Below are 21,435 nucleotides of genomic sequence, written 5' to 3'. Positions count from 1 at the left end.
GTAGAGGCTATGCCCTGCCGCGCATCGAGAGAATGCCCAGGTTTGGCAATCGACTGTTACGCCAGCTGAAATGCCGGATGTTCACGCAGCGCCGCCACACAGTGGTCGACAAAACTGCGCACGCGCATCGGCGCATGGCGGCCTTCACGGTAGACCACGTGCACCGGCAACGGCGGCGGCTCAAACGCGGGCAACACCCGGCATAACTGGCCGCTCAGCAGGTGTTGGTGAACCGGGTAGCTCTGGCACCGAATGATTCCTGCGCCCTGTACCGCGGCATTGATCGCGCCTTGCACCGTGGTGCAACTGAGGCGTGCGCGCGCTTTCAGGTGGCTGTGCTGAAAATCCCAGTGCACCTGATCGGCGCTGGCGATCAAGTGGTGCTGTCTGAGGTCGTCCGGGTGCTGTGGTTCACCGTGGGCGGCGAGGTAGCCGGGGCTTGCGCAGAGCCTATGCCGCACCTGCCCGACCGGTCGCGCAATCAATGACGAACTGGGCAGTTCACCGACGAGAACGGCCACGTCCAGCCCTTCTTCATGCAGGTTCGGGTAATAGTCGTGATAGTGCGCGACGAGGCGCACGTCGGGGTAACGGTCCATGTAACCGGCCAACACCGGCGCCATCACATAGCGGCTGAACAGCCACGGCAGAAACACCCGCAGGTTGCCCTGGGGCTGCACATGCAAGCCGTTGGCCGAGGCTTCGGCAGCGTCCACAGCCGCCAGCAGGCGCAAGCAGTCGATCAGGTAGGCATTGCCGGCATCGGTCAGGCACACACCCCGCGTACTGCGTTGCAGCAATGCTACGCGCAGGCGTGCCTCCAGGCGGGCAATCGCGCGCACCAGGGTTGGGCCGGAAACGTGCGCGTCACGCGCCGCCGAGGCCAGGCTCGGTTGCCCGGCCAATGCCGCAAACAGCTGCATGTCGCGATAACGCTCCATCAGCTGCGCCGTTTCATCGACGGGTTCAGGGCCGCGTCCTGCCCGAGGCGATGGGTGAGGAAGTCGACGAAGGTGTGGACCTTGGCCGGTACGCGGCCACTCTGCTGGAACACCACCTGGATCGGCAGCGGTGCCGGCTCGAACGCCTCAAGCACAATCTCCAGCTCGCCCGCCGCCACCGACGCGGCGACCTGATAAGACAACACCCGCGTCACGCCCCAGCCCAGACGCGCGAGGTTGATCGCCGCATTGTTGGCCGTCACCACTAAACGCGGTTCGATGGGCACGGTCAGTGGCTGGCCGCCATCGACAAACCGCCACTCACTGACTAACTGGCTGGAGGACGAGGTGACGATTTTCGCTTGCCGCAATTGCTCGGGCCGCGACGGCCGCCCGTGTTGGTCGAGATAACCGGGCGCCGCGCACACCACGCGGCGCACTTCGCCGACCTTGATCGCCTGCTGCCCCGGCGCCTGCAGATGGCCGATGCGCACGGCCACGTCCACGCCTTCATCGACCATGTTCACCACGCGGTCGACCAGCAAGGCGTTGATGCTCACTTGGGGGAAACGGTCCAGGTAATCGCCCAGCACCGGCGCCACATACAATTCGCCAAACAGCACCGGCGCGGTCAGCGTCAAGTGGCCACATGGAATCGAATAACTGCCCGCCGCCGCTTCTTCGGCCTCATCCAGTTCGGCGAGGATGCGCCGGCAATCGTCCAGATAACGCTGGCCGGCTTCGGTCAGGTGCAGGCTGCGAGTAGTGCGCGCCAGCAACTGAGTGCCGATGCGTTGCTCCATCGCGGCGATGGCCCGCGTCACGCTGGGCGGTGAGGTTTTCAGGCGCCGCGCCGCGGCAGCGAAGCCTTGCTCCTCGGCCACCGCGAGAAACACCTGCATTTCATGAAATCGGTCCATCGGCGCCTCTCGCTCGTTACTGTGATTGCAGCCCCACCGCCGTGCGCGGCATGCCGACGAAGCCCGGCAAGGCCTCGATGCTGGCGAGCCAGGCGCGTACCTGAGGGTAGTCGGCCAGCGACACATTGCCTTCCGGCGCATGGGCCACGTAGGTGTAGAACGCGACGTCGGCGATGCTCGGCTGTTCGCTGGCCAGGAAGCGGCTGTGGCTCAATTGTTGTTCCACCACCTTCAATAGCGCATGAGAGCGGTTGATGGCGGTGACGGTATCGACCTCGGCGCCAAACACCACGGCCAATCGCGCGGCAGCCGGCCCGGCGTGGAGTTGCCCGGCCGCAGCCGACAGCCAGCGTTGCACGCGCGCCTGGCCGACAGGGTCACTCGGCAGCCATTGGCGGTCGCCATAGGTGTTCGCGAGGTACACCAGGATCGCATTGGAATCGGCCAACACAGTGCCATTGTCGTCAATCACCGGCACCTGGCCGAAACTGTTCAGGTTGGCGACAAACTCAGGCGCTTTCTGCGCGCCTTGCTTGAGGTCGACCAGGATAAATTCACTGGGCAGGCCCAGCAGCGACAACATCAGCTCAACCCGGTGGGAGTGGCCGGACAGCGGGAAACCATAGAGTTTGATCAAAGGCTGGGACATGAGAGGCTCCAAACGGTGGGTTATCGACGCCAGCCATGTTCTACCGCTGCACTGATCGATGGAATCACCAGGATTTACAATCGAGCATTTCAGCGGATGAAACAATCACTCGCCAAACAATTCCATAATCAGGTTGAACAAGGTGGTCTTTACCGCGCTGTCCAGCTCGGTCCAGGCCAGCCCGGTACTGGCCTCAAATGCGCCCAACTCCAGGTGCCGCGACACGCAGTTGGCCGGCAGCGCCCGCGCAGCCTGCTGCGGCAGCACGCCAACGCCCAACCCGGCAGAAACCAGTGCGAGCATGGTGGTGAACTCGCCCAGTTCCGAGGCGATGTCCAGGGTAATGCCCAGCGCGTGGATGAATTCGTCATAGAACCCCGGCGCATAACGCCGCGCGAGGATGTACACCGGCACATTGAGCAGATCCGTGGGTTGGATAGTTTCCTGGACGGCCAAGGGATGCTCGATCGGCAGCGCCACGCAAAAACTTTCACGCAGCACGGCGCGGGTCTGCACGCCGGGATGGGCAGCCGGCAGGCGCATCAGGCCGAAATCCAGCAGGCCGTTTTTCAACGCGGCGGCCTGGTCGGGGCCGGGCATGTCCTTGAGTTCCAGTTCGATACGCGGATACCGCTGGTGCACCGCGCGGATCAACTGCGGCAACAGTTGCGGCAGCACCGAAGACACAAACCCCAGGCGCACCCGGCCGATTTCGCCACGGCTGGACGCCCGCGCCGCATCGGCCGCCTTTGCTGCCTGGTGCAAGGTGGCCTGGGCCTCGGGCAAGAAGGCACGGCCCGCGTCGGTCAAGGTCACCGAGTGGCGATTGCGATCCAGCAGGCGCACGCCCAGGCCACTTTCAAGCAGCTTGATCTGCATGCTCAGCGCCGGTTGCACGATCGACAGCTGCGCCGCCGCCCGGCCGAAATGCAGGGTTTCAGCGAGCACCACAAAGGCGCGCAAGTGCTTTAACTCCATCGAATTCCCTCGGTAATCACTAAAAATGATCACCCGATCACAAATGAAAATTGGACGCTTGAGCGCCGCTGCGGTGAAGTAAGCCACCGTCATACACGATATGACAGGGCTTGGCCTATAACAATGAGAACAAGGAGGCACCATGTTCGGCATGGCTAACGACACCTATCTGCTACTCGATGCGCTGGTCACGATTGTCGGATTGATATTGTTGATCACCCATTTAAAGGTTCACCCTTTTGTTGCGCTGACCGTGGCCGCAGGCTTTCTCGGCCTGACGTCCGGCATGCCGGTGGACAAGGTGATGAAGTCGTTCCAGGACGGTTTCGGCGGCGTATTAGGGTTTGTCGGCATCATCCTTGGCCTGGGCACCATGCTCGGCAAGTTGATGGCCGACTCCGGCGGCGCCGACCAAATCGCGCGCACCTTGATTCGCGCGTTCGGCAAGCAACGCGTGCACTGGGCGATGATGTTCTCGGCGTTTCTGGTGGGCATCCCGCTGTTTTTCGAAATCGGTTTTGTGCTGCTGATTCCGCTGGTATTTATCGTGGCGCGGCGCACCGGGTTGTCGCTGATCAAGGTCGGCATGCCGCTGCTCGCCGGGTTATCGGTGGTGCATGGGCTGGTGCCGCCGCATCCGGGGCCGCTGTTAGCCATCGGGATTTTTGGCGCGGACATCGGCAAGACGATTTTCTACGGGTTGATTGTCGGCCTGCCCACGGCAGTGATCGCCGGGCCGCTGTTCGGCAACCTGATTTCACGCTACGTACCCGGCCAGGCCTCGCCGGAACTGATGGAGCAGTTGGCCAAGGAGTCCTCGGGCGACAACCTGCCGGGTTTTGGCATCACCGTCACCACCATCCTGCTGCCGGTGGTGCTGATGCTGCTCAAGACCTTTGCCGACGTGGCCTTCGCGGCCGACAGCGTGTTCCGCGTGTGGATGGACTTTATTGGCCACCCGATCACCGCGCTGCTCGCGGCGCTGCTGCTGGCGTTCTATACCTTTGGGGCGGCTCGCGGTTTCTCGCGTGAACAGCTGAGCAAGCTGTTGGATTCGAGCCTGGCCCCGACCGCCGCCATTGTGCTGATCGTGGGCGCCGGCGGCGGCTTCAAGCAGATGCTGGTGGCCAGCGGCGTTGGGGATGTGATCGGGCATATGGCGGTGCGCGCCGAGATCTCGCCGATCCTGCTCGCGTGGCTGGTAGCGGCGGTGATTCGCGTGGCCACAGGTTCCGCCACCGTGGCGACCATCACCGGCGCGGGGATTGTCGCGCCGGTGATCGGCTTGATGCCGGGTGTGAACCGCGAGCTGCTGGTGCTCGCCACGGGCGCCGGTTCCCTGGTGCTGTCGCACGTCAATGACGCCGGTTTCTGGCTGGTGAAGCAGTACTTCAACATGACCGTCGTCGAAACTTTCAAGACCTGGACGCTGATGGAAACCGTGCTTTCCTTCAGTGCGCTGGGGTTCATCATGCTGCTGTCGTTGGTGGTGTGAAGCGTTAGGAGAGGTAGCCCATGCAAAGCGTTTTAGACAACTTTCGCCTCAATGGCCGGCTCGCGCTGGTCACCGGTTCCAGCGCCGGTATCGGCCTGGCGATTGCCCGTGGCCTGGCCCAGGCCGGTGCGCGGGTGGTGCTTAACGGGCGCAACCGCAGCACCTTGCGCGATGCGGCGGCGCTGCTCGCCGCCGAAGGGTTGGAGGTGCACACGCAAGCGTTTGACGTGACCGACAGCGCGGCGATCCAGGCTGCCGTGGCCGATATCGAAGAACGCCTCGGGCCGCTGGAAATCCTCGTTAACAACGCCGGCATGCAGCGCCGTGGCCCGCTGGAGGACTACAGCGAGCAGCACTGGCGCGAGCTGATCAGCACCAACCTCGACAGCGCGTTTCTGGTCGGCCAGGCGGTGGCGCGGGCGATGATCCCGCGCAAGCGTGGGCGCATCATCAACATCTGTTCGGTACAAAGTGAACTGGGCCGCCCCGGGATTGCGCCGTATGCGGCCAGCAAGGGCGCGTTGAAAATGCTCACCAAGGGCATGGCCATTGACTGGGGCCCGCACGGGTTGACGGTCAACGGTATCGGCCCTGGCTACTTCAAGACCGAACTGAACGCCAACCTGGTGGCCAACCCCGAGTTCAGCGACTGGCTGGTGCAACGCACCCCGAGCCGCCGTTGGGGCGATGTGGCCGAGCTGGCCGGTGCCGCCGTGTTCCTCGCCAGCGACGCCGCCAGCTTCGTCAATGGCCATATCCTGTACGTCGACGGTGGCATCACCGCGTCGCTGTAACCCTGGAGAACGTTATGCACGCTATCGTCTGTCATGCTTCAAAAGACTTGCGGGTCGACCCTCAGGACGAACCGCAAACCCTCGCCCCCGACCAACTGCGCGTGCGCATTGCGCGGGGCGGCATCTGCGGTTCGGATTTGCACTATTACCAGCACGGCGGCTTCGGCACCGTGCGCCTGCGCGAGCCGATGGTGCTTGGCCATGAAGTGTCGGCAGTGATCGACGCGGTGGGCAGCGACGCCGGGTTGTTCAAGGTCGGCCAGCGTATTGCGGTGTCGCCCTCGCGCCCGTGCGGCGCCTGCCGGTATTGCCATCAAGGTTTGCCGAATCATTGCCTGAACATGCGCTTCTACGGCAGCGCCATGCCCTTTCCGCATATCCAGGGCGCGTTTCGCCAAAGCCTGGTGATTGAAACCCATCAGGCCCATCGCTTGGCCGACCACGTCAGCCTCGCCGAGGGCGCGTTGACCGAGCCCTTGTCCGTGGGGTTGCACGCGATCCAACGCGCTGGTGCGGTGTTCGGCAAACGCGTACTGGTGACCGGCTGCGGCCCAATCGGCAACCTGCTGATCGGTAGCTTGCGCGCTGCGGGCGCCGGTGAAATCGTGGCCGTGGACCTGTCCGCCAGCGCCCTCACCTGCGCCGAAAAAATGGGCGCCACGCGCACCCATAACATCGCCGACGGTGCCGATGCACTGAAGCGCTACACCGCCGAAAAGGGCTACTTCGACGTGATGTTCGAAGTCTCCGGCAGCCCCCAGGCCCTGCGCAACGGCCTGGAATGTATCGCTCCGCGTGGTGTGCTGGTGACGGTGGGGTTGGGCGGCGATGTGTCGTTGCCGTTGAATCTGCTGGTCAGCCGCGAGATCGATTTGCGCGGCACCTTCCGCTTCCACAGCGAGTTCGCCCAGGCGGTGGATTTGCTCAATCGCCAGATCGTCGACGTACGCCCGGTGATCTCCCACACCGTGCCGTTTGGCGAGGCGGTGCAGGCATTTGAGTTGGCGGCGGACAAGACCCAGGCGATGAAAGTGGTGCTGGATTTTGGTGTGCCTGACCTGGGCTGACGCCTGGCCTGGTATGCAATCCCCCCAGAAAAATTGATCCCCCTGTGGGAGCTGGCTTGCCTGCGATGGCGGCACATCAGTCGACCTTGATGTGGCTGCCCCACCGCTATCGCAGGCAAGCCAGCTCCCACATTTGATCTGCGTTGCTGAAGCGGACTGGTGTGCCACTTCAATATCGCCCGCAACAAGCCGGAGTGGAACCTGGAGCCGTCGCGGCCCTACACCTCCAATGAAGACTCGATTGCCAAGGGCTGCAACAACACCTGAGGCTCAGGCGCGCTCTTCGAGCCGATCCCGCAAAAACCGGTGACTGGTGGAAAACAACCGCCGGTAGGTGAGCAGTACCGCGCCTACCGTGCCCAACGCTGACGACGCGGCGATCAGAAACATGATCACGATCTGATAGCGTACCGCGTCCACCGGGCTCTCCCCCGCCAGCACCTGGCCGGTCATCATGCCGGGCAGGCTGACGATGCCGACCACGGTCATCTGGTTCAGCGTCGGGATCATCCCGGCGCGCACGGCCTGGCGGATGGCTTCCTGCGCGGCTTCCCAGCGTGAACCGCCGAGGGCCAGGATCATTTCGATGGTGTTGCGGCCCGAGGTCAGTTCCTGGGTCATGCGTTCGATGCCCAGAGACACACCGGTCAGGGTATTGCCGAGGATCATCCCCAGAATCGGAATGGCATATTGCGGCTCGTACCACGGGTGGATGCGGATCACTGCAAACAACCCCACCGCCGTCACCAGCCACGAACTGCCCCACACCGACAGGATGCTGTCGACCCGTTGCCCACGGTAAGTGCGGCGCCCGCGCCCTGCCGCCGACAGGCCGGCGATCAAGGTCATCGCACACATCAGCGGCAGCACCACGTACCAATACGCGAACTCGAACACCCAGCCCAGCAGGTAACCGATGGCCAGCAGCTGCACCACGGTGCGCACCGCCGCCCACAGCAATTGGCGGCCAAGGCCCAGGCGCAGCAGCAAGGACAGCGCGCCGTTGATCAGGATCAGCGAGGCGGCGATGCCCATGTCCAGCGCGCTGAGGTTTTGATAATTCATGGCTGGGTCGCTCCGCTCAACACTCCGGCGTTCATCTGCAAGTGGATGGCGCTCATGCGCTGGGCCTGATCGAGGTCGTGGGACACCCAGATGTAAGCGCGCGAGCCGTCGCCGGCAAACCAGGCGTCGATCAGTGCTTCCACATCACGCGATGACGTGGGATCGAGAGCCGCCGTGGGTTCGTCGAGTAACAGCACTTCCGGGTTCAGCTGCAAGGTGCGAATCAACGACACCACCTGGGACTCACCGCCCGACAGGTCTCCGGCGTTTTTCTGCAAGAAGTCCGGGGTTTTACCGGCATGCCCGAGCAGCGTCGTCACAGCCTGCAGATCGAAACTGCGCGTGCGCAGCGTCTTGAGGCTGAAGGGAAAACGCAGGTTGTCTTCCACCGAGCCCTCCAGCAGCGCCGGGCGTTGCGACAGGTAGCTGATATGGCTGCGGTAGTGGGGAATCTCGGCGTTGACGATGGGCTGGCCATTCCAAAAAACCTGCCCGGAGGTGGGCGCATCCAGCAACGCCAGCGCGCGCAGGAACACGCTCTTACCGGAGCCGGAAGAACCGGTGATCGACACGCGGTCGCCGTGGTTCAAGGTGAAATCCGTGGGCTGGAGCAATGCCAGCTGACGGCGCTCGTCCCTGCGCGTGAGGGCGCGGGTTTCTATCAGTGCGCTCATGGACGCGGTGTTCCTCTCAAAGCCTGTTGGCGCAATGGTGCGGCAGGCACAGGAAGATTTCATGAAAAAATTCAAACTATCGCCATTCATGTCGTTCACACCTTCACGTGCAACGTAAACAGGAGGCGACATGCAATACCGACAACTGGGCCACTCAGGCCTGCTGGTATCCGAAATCATCCTGGGCACCGTGCCCTTCGGCGGTCGCGCCGAGTTCGAAAAGTGCGGCGCGGTGGACGTGCCCCTGGCCAAGCGCATGTTCGACATCGCGTTCGACGCCGGGGTGAATATGGTCGACACCGCCGACCTCTACTCCCACGGCCTCGCCGAAGAAGTGGTGGGCAAAGCCTTGGGCGACAAGCGCCACGACATCCTGCTGGCCACCAAGGGCCGCAGCCCCGTGGACAACAACCCGAACAACTCCGGCTCCTCGCGCTACCACCTGATTCGCGCCTGCGAAGCCAGTTTGAAACGCCTGGGCACCGACCACATCGACCTCTACCAACTGCATAACTGGGACGGCATGACGCCCATCGAGGAAACCCTCGAAGCGCTGCGGTTGTTGGTCGGCTCGGGCAAGATTCGCTACTTCGGCACCAGCAACTTCACCGCCTGGCAGATGATGAAAACCCTGGGCAAGGCCGAGCTGCACGGCATGCTCAAACCGATCACCCAGCAGATTTACTACACCCCGGAATCGCGCGAAGCCGAGTACGAACTGCTGCCGCTGGCGCTGGACCAATCCATCGGCACGCTGGTGTGGGGCCCGATGGGCGAAGGCCTGTTGACCGGTTCGACCCGCCGTGGGCAAAAACCGCCAACCACTACCCGCCAGGGCAGCGGCTGGCCGGAACCCTACGTGCATGACAGGGAACGTGCGCTGGACATCATCGAGACCCTCGCTGCCGTCGGTGATGAACATGGCGTGTCGGTGGCGCGGACCTGCCTGGCATGGCTCAAGGATCGGCCGGGGATCACCTCGTTGATCGTCGGCGCGCGGACCGAAGCCCACCTGCGCGACAACCTCGCAGCGACCGAACTGAAACTCACCGAAGAGCAGTCCTCACGCATCGAGGCCGTAACGCGGCGCCAGCCGTTGTACCCATACTGGCATCGCTTTACCGCCGGAATTGATCGCTTCGACCCGGCGGAGCAGCCGTTCCTGGCCGAGCATCAAAAGACGATGGATGCCCGAAAAGACAAGTAAATGTGGGAGCGGCGGTGCGACGACTCGACTTGCCCGCGATTGCAGAGTTTCAGTCACCAGATTCACTAGCTGATACACCGCAATCGCAGGCAAGCCAGCTCCCACATTTGGATAGCATTCCATCAGGTGGATGCTGTAGCTGTGCCTTTGCTCTGCCTTTGCTTCTACCACTCAGGTCGGCTCTCAGGCCGCCGTGCTCTGCTTTTGATCTTGATCTGACAGGCCCCGTTAACCACGCTGGCCGCACGCAGGCTTGAATCCGTGGGTAACCCGGCAGGACGCCGGGTTAGCCGCGCTGGGCCAAGGATGGCCCATCGCGGCGGCCCACGGATTCAAGCCTGTGTGCGGGCATGCCGAGCCTAGGCGAGGCACCGAGTGGTGGGGCAAAGCGTTTTTTGGTTACTTTTTTTGGCGTTTGAAAAAAAGTGACCCGCCGTAAGGGCGGAACCCTAAGCGGCCGTTACCGCAGGAATGGATATGTACTCAATCTACCTAAAAAAGCGCCCGCCTAAACACTGCAATCGCAGGCTAGCCAGCTCCCACATCTACGGGGTTGCGCTGAACGACAATGCTGCCTATATTTCCCGCCTGGCGCTCTCTACGCCACCTTCCGCGGAAAGGGCTGCGCCCAAGACACTCAAGCTGCACCTCATTTCTACGACTCCCAACCTTAAAGCGGAAAAGGTTTGTGCAAGGAGATCGTATGTCGCAACGCCCGTTACCCTCCAACACCGATGGCCGCCTCAACCTTGAACAACAGCGCAAACGCGCCAAGGAACTGTTGCCGCGCCTGAAAAGCCAAGACCCCACCGCCACCTTGTCCCAAGCCCAATGGCAAGTCGCCAAACAGCTGGGCTTCAGCAGTTGGCCCAAACTCAAGGCGCATGTCGACGCCCTCGACTTCGCCGCGCGCCACCCCGGTTTCGACGCCAGTGACGAAGCCCGCACCACGCACTGGCGCTGTGGCAATGACATCGCCCACAGCCTGCAATTAGCCGGGTTCAAAGGGCAGTTCCAGATGCTCACTGACCCGCTGTGCATGGGCCCGGTTCGAGACCTGCCCGACGCCGCATTCCGCGCGATGCGCAGCGCCTTCATCAGCCAGGCGTTTGCCCTGAACCCTACTGAAGTAGCGCACCGCGTCGACGCTGAATACCAGCAGCTGCACGCCTTGGCGAGCGCCGAGCACAGCGTGTTGTGGTGCGAGGCCGACGCCTACGACCAGCTGTTTCTGATCCGCGCACTGGCCGGCCTTGAACAGGCACCGCGCAAACTGGAGCTGATTGAAGTTGACCGCATTCCCGGCGTCGAGCGGTTTATTGGTATCGGCCAACTCGCCCCAGACGTCCTGGCGTGGTTATGGCCACAGCGCCGGTTGATCGATGATGACGCCGTGCAATTGGCCAAGCAGGCGTGGTCGGCTTACTGCGACGCCTCTCCGGTCAGGTTGGCACAACTGGCTCAGAGAGCCCATCCCGCCCTGCCCTTTCTAGCCCCCGCTTTACAGCGTCAGTTAGAGGAGTTGCCGGGCACCCGAGATGGCCTGTCACTCACCGAACGTTTGTCCCTGACGTACATCGCCGAAGCCGGGCCGGTGCCGTTCGGCAGAGTATTCGCAGAATTGATGGGCAAGCGCGAGCCGCTGCCGTTCCTGGGCGACATGATGTTCCATGCGCTGTTGCGCCCATTGATCGACGCTGAGCAGCCGTTACTGATCGAGACCGACACCGATCAACCGTGGCCGCGCCGCGCGCTGGCGTTAACCCCACTGGCGCACGCCGTGCTTGATGGCGACGCCAACTGGCTCGACCACGCCAGCCACGTGCGCTGGGTCGGCGGGGTCTGTCTCACACCCCGCCAGCCGCACTGGACGCTGGGCGACGACAACCAGACCGTCTGGCGCGGCTGACGCTCAACGCTTGGGCGACAACCCGACCGCGCACGCCACCACTGCCGGATCGCCCTGGTAACTGGCGCGCGGCACGCTGGAGAACTGACTGACCCGGCTTTCGACGGCGCGCAGTGTCGGGCGCTCGACCGTCGGCAGGCTATGGTCGGGGTCGACCATTTCCATGCAGCGGCGCAGCGAGTTGAAGTCCGGCGATTGCGACAGCGACAGGTGCAACGTCTGGCTCACCGACACCGACACCACCGAACTCTGTGCACATTGCCCGTCGTAGATCAGCGTGTGGCGGATCAGCGGGTTGTCATGGCAATACTTCAACAGGTTGACCTGGCGCGAATGCACCAGCGCGGTGTTGATGATCAACAGATCGAACGCCACGCCGTCCGTACGCGTCAACGCCTGCAGCTCGTCGAACGAGCTCAAGGGGGCGATGCGGTGATAGCCCAACTGGTTGAGCATTTTCTCGATCTTGATCCGTTGCAGAAGGTCTGCATCGGCAATCAGAAGGCGTAACGCTTTATTGGACATAGGGTAAACCTGGCAGGTGGGCATCCGCGTCGATCATTCAACGCTGATCACGTTACCCGTCAGGGCCGAAACAGACTTTAAGGCGATTCTGAAACGGTAACCGGGGGCACGCCGCACCTTTTAAGAATCGCCTGAAAGCCTTCGCACTGCCGGGCCACTACCATGCGCTGCGTTCCCACACGCTCCCATGGATTGCACCTGTGCTCATGTTTCTACTCAGAATGGTGATTTTGGCCGGCGGTTTATTCGCCCTCGCGCCGCCGCCCGCCAGCGCGGCGCTGAAAATCGAAGGCACCCGCCTGATCTATTTCGGCCAGGACAAGGGCGCCACCATTAACGTGGTCAACCAGGCGTCACGAGAGGTCGTGGTGCAAACCTGGATCACCGGCGAGGACGATTCGGCGGGCCGCACCGTGCCATTTGCCGCCACTGAACCGCTGGTGCAGCTGGGTGCCGGCGAGCATCACCCGTTGCGCATCCTGTATGCCGGTGAGGGCTTGCCCAGCGACCGCGAATCGCTGTTCTGGCTCAACATCATGGAAATCCCGCTCAAGCCCGAAGACCCCAACAGCGTGCAGTTTGCGATACGCCAGCGGCTCAAGCTGTTCTATCGGCCGCCCGCGCTCAAGGGCGGTTCGGCCGATGCCGTGCAGCAGCTGCAATGGCGCAGCGACGACGGGCGCACCGTCACGGTCCACAACCCCAGCGCGTTCCACCTGTCACTGGTGAACCTGCAAACCGACAATCTGGCGCTCAGTGATTACCTGCTGCTCAAGCCGTACGAGCGCAAAACCCTGACAGCGCCAAGCCCCTTGCCCAAAGGCACCACGCTTCACTTCACCGAAATCACCGACATCGGTTTGCAGGCCCGCCACAGCGCGGCGCTGAACTGATAGTTCGCGAGGTATTTGCCCCCATGTCACTGACCAAACGCTGTTTACCCCTACTGCTGTGGGCCTGCGCACTCTTGCCCGCCACCAGCCACGCGCTGGCCTGCCGCGAGGACGGCACCGGCTCGATCATTACCCAGGAAGCGCTGGGCACCGCACTGGCGGTGGCGGCCGATGCGCCCAACGGCAGCATCATCTGGGAGTCCGGCCCACGCTCCACCAATGTGATCTGCAAAGACGACTACAACCATGGCCGCGAGGAAGTGTATTTCTACGTCAATCCGGCCAAGGTCAGCATTGGCACCGGTATCCGCGTGGGCATTCGCTACAACAACCAGCCGATTACCCAAAGCACCGGCAAGGTCGGCACCGGGTTCTTTTCCGACCGTGGCTGCACCTCCAACTGCGTCGGTTGGGACAAGGCGCGCTTCACCCTCAACTTCAGCGTGTTCATCGAAAAATACGACCCCACGCCCCCCAGCGGCCAGGCCAGCACCCTGACCTCGTACCGTGTGTTCCAACTGGACGGTGTGCTCGGGCTCAATTCACGGCCCAACAGCAACTTCAACTACGTGGTCACCGGCATGAATGGCATTCGCTTCGTGCCCTGCACCCCCGAGCTGACCATCACCCCCAACGTGGTCAGCTTCCCGATGCCCTCGCGCAAGTTTGCAATCGGCGAAGTCGCCAGCACCGCAAACTTCAGCCTGAACCTGCGCAAGGGCTGCGACACGCCCTACACCGTCAGCGCACGCTTCGCCACCACGCCGGGCGGCGGCAGTGTGGTCAACGGGTTGCTGGTGCCGGACAACAACAAATCGGTGGGCATCTCGTTGTCGCGTGTCGAGAGCCAGCAGCCACTGCCATTCAATAACTGGTTCACCTTGCAGGAGCTGATGGGCCTGGGCCAGAGCCACGATGAATTTCGCGCCGACCTGAAATGGCGCACCTTGCCGATCCCGGGTGCGTTCGACGCGGCGGTGGTGGTGGATATGTATTACAAATAGCTGTGCTTTAAGGATCGTCTTATGCCATCGGCGCACGCCCGCGCTTACAGTCCGCCGATGCGATTGAAAAGTTATCTGCTCCAGATCAACCCCGTCCTCTCCCGACCCGAAGCAGCCAGAAGGCTGCTTCGTATTTTTGCGACCGTGCTGCTCATCGGCATCTTGAGCGGGGTCTATACCTTTCTGCTGTCCACCTTCAATAACGATATCTCCGAGCGCCGCGGCTACATGAGCAGCGCCATCGCCGAAGCGCATACCTTTTTCACCAACCGCCAGGCCCTGCTCGAAAGCCTGAGCCTGTCGGCGGTGCGCAAGCAGTCGAAAATTTACCCCTCGTCCCCGGAAGAAGAACATGTGTACCTGGGCGACACGCCCGGCAACCAGTGGAGCATCTGGCTGACCGCGCGCCTGCGCGACTACCTCAAGGCCAAGCAGCTCAACCTGCTGTATGTGAACGCCGGCCCCAACCCGCAAGTGATGCGGCTGTACGACGCGACCGCGCAAGTGCTGCCGATCTCCAAGTGCATGCTCAACCGCCTCAAGACCTTGCAACACAGCGACCCGGCCACCCTCAACGAGCTGTGGCTGAGTGACCGCACCGAGCGGCACTCGCACCTGTACATTTTCATCCGCCTGGACCGCCAAGACCCCAACTCCGGCTGGCTGGGCCTGGAGATGGAAAGCCGCGAAGTGTCCTCAACCCTCAGCGACCAGAGTGCCGGCGAATTCATGATGCTCAACTCCCAGGGCATGCTGGTGTTCACCAACAGCGATGACACGCAGAGGCGCCAGCAACGCCTCAAGCCCAAGGAAGACAACTTCTTCGGCTTTGTCGGCGGCGGTTGGCTGCCCGACCACCTGGTGATTCGCAAGCACCTGAAATCCTCCGACTGGCAACTGATGTATTCCATCGACCTGCGCGCCGTGGTCACCGGCCTGTGGAAACAGCTGCTCGGTTCGCTGCTGTTTTGCCTGCTGAGCCTGACGCTGATCTGGCTGGTGATGCGCCGCGTCGATCAGCGCTTCATCATTCCCTCGATCCATCGCATCCAGGCGTTGATCGAAAGCGAGGCGTTCGGCCGCGATGTGATCCAGACCGCGCCCGTTGCCCTGTGCGTACTGCGCCGCACCGACGGCCAGGTGGTGCTGGAAAACACCCTGGCCCAGCAATGGCTGGGCAACGGCCCGGAGCGCGAAACCCTGCGTGCCGGCTGGATCGAACAGGCGTTCGCCGGCGAACCGTCCGAACGCAGCGACTATTTTGAAACCATCGACGGCCGCCACCTGTACTTGAGCAGTGCGCCGACCCGCTACAAAGGCGAGGACGTGCTGTTTTGCGCGTTCAGCGATATCAGTGCGCGCAAGCAAGTCGAAGCGGCACTGGAGGAAGCGCGGCAGTCGGCGGACGCGGCCAACGCCGCCAAGACGCTGTTCCTGGCGACCATGAGCCATGAAATCCGCACGCCGCTGTACGGCGTGCTTGGCACCCTGGAATTGCTGGCGCGCACGCAACTGGACACCCAGCAAAAAGACTACCTGCACGCCATCGAAGGCTCGTCTTCGACCTTGCTGCAGCTGATTTGCGACGTGCTTGATGTGTCGAAGATCGAGGCCGGGCAACTGGCGCTGGAGTTGAGTGAGTTCTCGCCGCTGGACCTGGTCCACGAAATCATCCAGGGCTATGCCGCCGCCGCCCAGGGCAAAGGCCTGCAACTGTATGCCTGCTTCGACCCGAAGTTGCCGGAGCGCTTGATCGGCGACGTGACGCGCATCCGCCAGATCCTGAATAACCTGCTCAACAACGCGGTGAAGTTCACCGACTACGGGCGCGTGGTGCTGCGGGTCAAAGTGCTCGGCCGCGACGGCGAGCGCTCCAGCCTGCTGTGGCAAGTCTCGGACACCGGCAAAGGCATTGCCCAGGAAGACCAGGCGATGATTTTCGAGCCGTTCTACCAGAGCGAAGGCAATACCAACGTGGTCGCCGGCACCGGCCTGGGCCTGCCGATCTGCCAGCGCCTGACCGAATTGATGAACGGCAATATCCGCATGGTCAGCGAACTGGGGCTGGGCAGCAGCTTCAGCCTGATCCTGCCACTGGAAGAAGCGCCGACACCACCGATGACGCCGCTGTTGGCCGAGACCATTTACGTGGTCTCGCCCATCCCGGAACTCGCGCATGCCATCAGCGGCTGGTTGCGCCGCTGGGGCGCACGCGCCCAGGCCGGGCTGCCGACGCTGCCCGAAAGCCACCTGCTGCTGCAAGCACACCCCGGCAGCGTCGACCCGTTGCTGGTGCCGGAATGGCCGGGCCCGGTGATCCACGTCAGCAGCAATGCCTGCACGCCGTTGGAAGCCGACGCCGGCGCCTGGCACGTCAACCTCAACCACCTTGGCGCCATTCACCAAGCCGTGAGCCAGGCGCAGGGGCTGTGGGTGGCCCGCGCCGATGAGCACACGCACCGGCGTGACTTGAACAAACTCAACCTGCACTTGCTGGTGGCAGAGGACAACATCATCAACCAGCTGATCTTGCGTGACCAACTCGAAGAACTCGGCTGCACCGTGGAGCTGGCGGCCGATGGTCAGGAAGCGTTGCAGCTGTACACCGCCGGCAACTTCGACGTGGTGTTGACGGACGTGAACATGCCCCACATCAATGGCTATGAACTGGCGCGTGAGCTGCGGCGCCAGGGCTGCCCGTTGCCGATTATCGGGGCCACCGCCAACGCCATGCGCGGCGAGGCCGACCTGTGCCTGGCCGCCGGCATGAACCATTGCCTGGTCAAACCCTTTGCGTTGCGGGCTCTATTCAATTCCCTGGCGCCTTATGCACGGATCACCCATGAAGCCCCTTAGTATTTTGATTGTTGAGGACCATCCCCTGCAGCACATCTACCTGCAGCACCTGCTCAGTGAGTTGGGGGATTTCATGCTCGAAACCGCCGAGGACGGTAAAGAAGCGCTGGAGCGCCTGCGCCAGCGCGATTTCGACCTGGTACTGACCGACCTGTTGATGCCCGGCATGGACGGCGTGCAGTTCATTCAGTGCCTGGCCAGCCTGCGCAGTAAACCGGCGCTGGCGATCATGAGCGCGGCATCGCGGCGCATGTTGATGGCCGCAAGCCTGGTGGCGAAAAACCTCGACGTGGAAGTCATCGGGTTGATCTCCAAACCGGTCGCCGCCGACGCCTTGCGCTGCCTGGTGGACCAGCTCAGGACCAGCGTGCGCAAGCCCTCCCCCGATTTGCCCGAACACCTGGACATCGACCGCCACACCCTGGTGCAGGCCATGAGCAACGGCCAATTGCAGGCCTGGTTCCAACCGAAAAAATCCCTCGCCAACGGGCGCATTGTCGCCGCCGAAGCGCTGGTGCGCTGGATGCACCCCGAGCAAGGCGTGATGCTGCCCGCCGCATTCCTGCCGGCAATCAAGGCATTCGAGCTGGAAGAACGCCTGTTGTGGGTGGTGCTCAAACAGGCGATCCACGCCCAGGAACGCTGGCGCCAGCGTGGGTATGAAATCCCGGTGTCGATCAACCTGCCCACGCACCTGCTCAACAGTCACGACCTGGCCGACCGTTTGCTGGAATTCGTGCTGCACCACGACGGCATTCCGGGAATGATCTGCTTCGAGTTGATGGAATGCTCGGTGCCCCAGGACATCAGCAACTTCTACGCCGGTGCCTGCCGCCTGCGCATCAAGGGCTTCGGCTTGTCCCAGGACGATTTTGGCAAAGGTTACAGCTCGTACTTGAACCTGGTCTCCACGCCATTTACCGAATTGAAGATCGACCAGGCGCTGGTGCAGGGCTGCCACGACAACGAGGGCATGGCCCAGGCGTTGGCGAGCATCATCGCGCTGGGGCGCAAACTCGGCTTGACGGTGGTCGCCGAAGGCGTGGAAACACCGCAGCAGCTGGCCCTGCTGCGCAAGGTCGACTGCAATCAGGTGCAAGGTTTCCTGATCTCACACGCGGTTTCTTCCGAACAATTTCAACAACTTCTGAACAATGATGGCCCCGCGACATCTCACTAGCTGGCGGCCACGGATTATCTGTTCGATAGTAAGGAGTAAGCTCCATCCAGTGCCGATTTATCCTGCGCTTGCGGAAACCCCTGATGAAGCACAACAACGCGGTCCTCGAAGCCTTTACCCGCAGCTCCGCGCGCCTGAACAAAGGCCTGATGGTGTTGATCGGGATCGCGTTGCTGCTGGTCCTGACCAACTACTGGTCGCTGCAACGCGGGGTCGAAACCCGCTACGGCGCCACCCGCTTTCATTTTGCGCGGTTGATGGAGAACCTGGCGGAACAGGCGTCGTATCTCAAGAGCCTGACGCATCCAGGCATCCAGGCCGAACTGCTGCGCGCCACCCACGTGCAGGTCAGCCTCAAAAGTCGCATGGTCGACAACCACCGCACGCTGTACGAAGGCCAGAAGTATTCGTTTTCGGTGCCGTTCAGCGTCAAGTTCGATGAGCAGCAGGTCAGCCCCGCCGCACGGCCGCAGATCTTTGCCTTGGGCGCGCACCTGACCAGCTACTTCAGCGCGTTCTGGTCCTCATCGCCGTACGAGGCGCCGCAAACCTTTCTGCTCAATCGCCAGACCCCGTACATCATCACAATCCCGTCGGTGGGCTATCAGCGCCGAGAAAGCACCGAGGAAACCGGCAACCTGGTGGCGCTGGTCAACGCAGTGCAGCAAACCCTGGAACAGACGCCGCAGCCGCTGGAACAGAACCGCGTGTACTGGCAAGCCGGCCCCGCGCCCGATCATCTGCTGGCTTATATCGGTTTGCCCCTCGACGGCCAGGGCCAGGCGGTGGTCGGCACCGTGCTCGACGTGGCCCAGGTCGACGACGTGCAGCGTGCCCTCGAGCACTCGGCCTTTGATCGCTTCACCCTGATTGCGCCAGACGGCAGCCGGTTGGTTGGCCCCGAGACCGACGCGACGCTCAGCGACGGCATACACCTCAACACCGACGGCTTTGAGTTCAAGATCACCCAGGCCGGTGACCAGCCGTGGAGCGCGGTGTATGGCCTGAACTACTCGCACTTCTTCCACTCGGCCTTATGGCCGTTGAGCAGCCTGGCGTTGTTCCTCGCCAGTTTGATCGGCCTGGGCTGGGCCGGCAGCCGTTGGTATCGACGCCAGGTGATCACGCCCGCGCGCCTGGCCCACGAACGCATTGCCGAAAGCGTGGCCTTCAGCCGCGTAATCATCGACACCGCACCCACCGGTTTGTGTGTGGTACGGCGCAGCGACGGCAAGGTCTTGATCGAAAACCAGCGCGCCCAGCAATGGCCGGGCACCGCGCGCCTGGTGGCCGCGTTGGCCGGGGTACACGACAGCGCCGACAGCGGCGAGACGCACCTGGAGATCGAAGGCCGCCACCTGCAAATCGGCTTCGTCTCCACCCGTTATCAGGCCGAAGACGTGCGCCTGTATGCGTTCAACGACATCACCCGGCACATCGACGACGCCCAAGCGCTGGAAGACGCACGCCACGCCGCCGATGCTGCCAACGAGGCCAAGACGCTGTTCCTGGCGACCATGAGCCATGAAATCCGCACGCCGCTGTATGGCGTGCTGGGCACCCTGGAATTGCTCGGCCTGACCGACCTGGACCCGCACCAGAAAACCTACCTGCACACCATCCAGCGTTCGTCCGCCACGCTGTTCCAGCTGATCAGCGATGTGCTCGATGTGTCGAAGATCGAGTCCGGGCAAATGGCGATTGAAGCCGTGGAGTTCTGCCCGCTGGACATGCTCGAAGACACCTTGCACACCTACTCGGCCTTTGCCCAGCGCAAGGGCTTGCAGCTTTACAGTTGCATCGACCCGCAGCTGCCGGACAGCGTATTGGGCGACCCGATGCGCATCCGCCAGATCCTCAACAACCTGGTGAGCAATGCGCTGAAGTTCACCGATATCGGCCGTGTGGTGATTCGCGCCAGGGTCACCGCGCAAGACGCCGAGTACGTGAACCTGGAGTGGCAAGTTACCGACTCCGGCGTGGGCATTCCCGAGGCGCAACAGGCCAAGCTGTTCGACGTGTTTTACCAGGCACCCGACACCGCCAGCGAAGGCGGCGCGGGGCTGGGCTTGCCGATTTGCCGCTGGCTGGCGCAGATGATGGATGGCGAGATCAAGGTGGTCAGCGAGCCCGGCCTGGGCAGCAGCTTCACCTTGAAGATCCGCCTGCCGCTGTGCAGCGGGGCGCTGACCAACCCGCCGCTGATCGAGCCCAGCCCGACGCCGGTGTACGTGCAGGCGCCGGTGCGTGAGTTGGCGCAGTCGCTGTGCGACTGGCTCAATCGCCTGGGCATTGTGGCGGCACTGGTCTCGTCCAAGCCGGAACAGGATCACCGCCACGCGGTGCTGCTCGACCTGCTGCCGACTGAGCCCGCCCGCCCCTGGCCTGGCCAACGCGTGCGCGGCCTGCCGGGCGCGCACAGCCCGCCGCTGCACACGTCCCAAGGTTGGGTGGTCGACATGTACGACGTGCGCGCCATCGCCACCACGGTGTCGTTGGCCCAACACGGCAAGCATGAGCAACCGCCGGCGGCCCAGCCGCAAAGTGCCGGGCAATTGGGGCTGCGGATTCTGGTGGCCGAGGACAACCCGATCAACCAGGCAATTATCAAGGAGCAACTGGAGGCGCTCGGTTGTTCGGTGAGCCTGGCTGCCAACGGCGAACAGGCGCTGCAGCTGTGGCAACCGCAGGCGTTCGACCTGGTGCTGACTGACGTGAACATGCCCTTGATGAATGGCTACGAACTGACCAAGACCCTCAGGGCGCATGATCGGCAGTTGCCGATTATCGGCGTGACCGCCAACGCCATGCGCGAAGAAGGCGTGCGCTGCCTGGCGGTGGGCATGAATGCCTGGATCGTCAAACCCCTCAGCCTGCAAACGTTGCGCGCGCAGTTGGTCAAGCACTGCAAAATCAAGCCACCGGTAGAACCGCCGCCGCAGACGTTCAATGACAGCGTGCAGCTGTCGGACAAGATGCGCCCGCTGTTCATCAGCAGCGTGCAGCAAGACCTGCAGCGTATCGGCGCGGCCCTGGCACAGCGCGATGCGCGCACCCTCGGCCAACTGCTGCATTCGGCCGCCGGTGCCCTCGGCGCAGTGCAGGCGCTCGACCTGGCCCAGGCCTGCATCGAACTGGAAAGCGCACTGAATCGCGGCAGCCTCGACACCTCGCTTGAGCTTAAGGTGAAGGCTGTGATGCAGCGACTGTCAGCCGTCCTGGACACGCTCCAGCCCGGGCACACTTCCCTCACTTGAACTGGCACTACGGACGGCCCT

Annotated in this window: 17 protein-coding genes and 1 pseudogene; 11 read left to right on the top strand and 7 right to left on the bottom strand. The window is 62.8% G+C overall.

The window, feature by feature from the left end:
* Positions 1 to 56: 56 nt before the first annotated feature.
* From L8I05_RS03700 to L8I05_RS03685, 4 genes are all read right to left on the bottom strand, one after another.
* Positions 57 to 941, bottom strand: coding sequence for a LysR family transcriptional regulator (locus L8I05_RS03700; RefSeq protein WP_242167239.1), 885 nt, complete (start codon positions 939 to 941; stop codon positions 57 to 59).
* Positions 941 to 1,861: a LysR family transcriptional regulator gene (locus L8I05_RS03695; RefSeq protein ID WP_242167238.1), complete on the bottom strand. Its 921-nt coding sequence runs from the start codon at positions 1,859 to 1,861 to the stop codon at positions 941 to 943. Before L8I05_RS03695 ends, L8I05_RS03700 begins: the two co-directional genes overlap by 1 nt.
* Before the next feature lie 16 nt (positions 1,862 to 1,877).
* Positions 1,878 to 2,510 (bottom strand): glutathione S-transferase, encoded by a 633-nt coding sequence (locus L8I05_RS03690; protein WP_242167237.1) that lies wholly within the window; start codon positions 2,508 to 2,510, stop codon positions 1,878 to 1,880.
* A gap of 105 nt (positions 2,511 to 2,615) precedes the next feature.
* Positions 2,616 to 3,488, bottom strand: a complete 873-nt coding sequence (locus tag L8I05_RS03685) for a LysR family transcriptional regulator (protein ID WP_242167236.1) — start codon at positions 3,486 to 3,488, stop codon at positions 2,616 to 2,618.
* Positions 3,489 to 3,630: 142 nt separating this feature from the next.
* On the opposite strand from L8I05_RS03685, the gene L8I05_RS03680 reads away from it, so the two are divergent.
* The 4 genes and pseudogenes from L8I05_RS03680 to L8I05_RS03665 all read left to right on the top strand — a co-directional run.
* Positions 3,631 to 4,983, top strand: coding sequence for a GntP family permease (locus L8I05_RS03680; RefSeq protein ID WP_242167235.1), 1,353 nt, complete (start codon positions 3,631 to 3,633; stop codon positions 4,981 to 4,983).
* 20 nt (positions 4,984 to 5,003) lie between these two features.
* A complete protein-coding gene (locus tag L8I05_RS03675; RefSeq protein ID WP_242167234.1) occupies positions 5,004 to 5,777 on the top strand; it encodes a glucose 1-dehydrogenase in 774 nt (257 codons plus the stop codon).
* Between the two features lie 14 nt (positions 5,778 to 5,791).
* Positions 5,792 to 6,844 (top strand): L-idonate 5-dehydrogenase, encoded by a 1,053-nt coding sequence (locus L8I05_RS03670; RefSeq protein ID WP_242167233.1) that lies wholly within the window; start codon positions 5,792 to 5,794, stop codon positions 6,842 to 6,844.
* Between the two features lie 156 nt (positions 6,845 to 7,000).
* Positions 7,001 to 7,111 (top strand): annotated as a pseudogene (locus L8I05_RS03665) (DUF2599 domain-containing protein); the annotation flags it as partial.
* A 3-nt stretch (positions 7,112 to 7,114) separates the two neighbouring features.
* Here the strand turns inward: L8I05_RS03665 and fetB are convergent.
* Together fetB and L8I05_RS03655 are read right to left on the bottom strand one after the other, a co-directional pair.
* Complete coding sequence (fetB, locus tag L8I05_RS03660; protein ID WP_177018516.1) at positions 7,115 to 7,909, bottom strand: iron export ABC transporter permease subunit FetB; 795 nt, start codon at positions 7,907 to 7,909, stop codon at positions 7,115 to 7,117.
* On the bottom strand, positions 7,906 to 8,583 hold the full coding sequence (locus tag L8I05_RS03655) for an ATP-binding cassette domain-containing protein (protein ID WP_242167232.1): 678 nt from the start codon (positions 8,581 to 8,583) through the stop codon (positions 7,906 to 7,908). Before L8I05_RS03655 ends, fetB begins: the two co-directional genes overlap by 4 nt.
* Before the next feature lie 130 nt (positions 8,584 to 8,713).
* Between L8I05_RS03655 and L8I05_RS03650 the strand changes: the two genes are divergently transcribed.
* Positions 8,714 to 9,790, top strand: a complete 1,077-nt coding sequence (locus tag L8I05_RS03650) for an aldo/keto reductase (protein ID WP_242167231.1) — start codon at positions 8,714 to 8,716, stop codon at positions 9,788 to 9,790.
* 703 nt (positions 9,791 to 10,493) lie between these two features.
* Positions 10,494 to 11,699 carry a DUF1835 domain-containing protein gene (locus tag L8I05_RS03645; protein WP_242167230.1) on the top strand — a complete coding sequence of 402 codons (1,206 nt, stop codon included), beginning with the start codon at positions 10,494 to 10,496 and terminating at the stop codon, positions 11,697 to 11,699.
* 3 nt (positions 11,700 to 11,702) lie between these two features.
* Here L8I05_RS03645 and L8I05_RS03640 read toward each other — a convergent pair whose 3' ends face one another.
* A complete protein-coding gene (locus L8I05_RS03640) occupies positions 11,703 to 12,224 on the bottom strand; it encodes a chemotaxis protein CheY (RefSeq protein ID WP_159957947.1) in 522 nt (173 codons plus the stop codon).
* 206 nt (positions 12,225 to 12,430) lie between these two features.
* Between L8I05_RS03640 and L8I05_RS03635 the strand changes: the two genes are divergently transcribed.
* The 5 genes from L8I05_RS03635 (at position 12,431) to L8I05_RS03615 (ending at position 21,414) form a co-directional block, all read left to right on the top strand.
* On the top strand, positions 12,431 to 13,117 hold the full coding sequence (locus tag L8I05_RS03635; protein WP_242167229.1) for a molecular chaperone: 687 nt from the start codon (positions 12,431 to 12,433) through the stop codon (positions 13,115 to 13,117).
* 23 nt (positions 13,118 to 13,140) lie between these two features.
* Positions 13,141 to 14,121, top strand: a complete 981-nt coding sequence (locus L8I05_RS03630; protein WP_242167228.1) for a fimbrial protein — start codon at positions 13,141 to 13,143, stop codon at positions 14,119 to 14,121.
* 57 nt (positions 14,122 to 14,178) lie between these two features.
* Entirely contained in the window at positions 14,179 to 16,977 is a 2,799-nt protein-coding gene (locus tag L8I05_RS03625; RefSeq protein WP_242167472.1) for an ATP-binding protein, read from the top strand.
* Positions 16,964 to 18,157, top strand: a complete 1,194-nt coding sequence (locus tag L8I05_RS03620) for an EAL domain-containing protein (protein WP_242167227.1) — start codon at positions 16,964 to 16,966, stop codon at positions 18,155 to 18,157. Before L8I05_RS03625 ends, L8I05_RS03620 begins: the two co-directional genes overlap by 14 nt.
* Before the next feature lie 83 nt (positions 18,158 to 18,240).
* Positions 18,241 to 21,414: a hybrid sensor histidine kinase/response regulator gene (locus tag L8I05_RS03615; RefSeq protein WP_242167226.1), complete on the top strand. Its 3,174-nt coding sequence runs from the start codon at positions 18,241 to 18,243 to the stop codon at positions 21,412 to 21,414.
* Positions 21,415 to 21,435 lie beyond the last annotated feature (21 nt).

Origin of the sequence: Pseudomonas sp. MONT-RG-20F-20-E-7-02 (assembly GCF_022662395.1) — a bacterium.
In the GTDB taxonomy this organism is placed as follows: Bacteria; Pseudomonadota; Gammaproteobacteria; order Pseudomonadales; family Pseudomonadaceae; genus Aquipseudomonas.
This window is presented reverse-complemented; position numbering and strand designations above follow the sequence as displayed.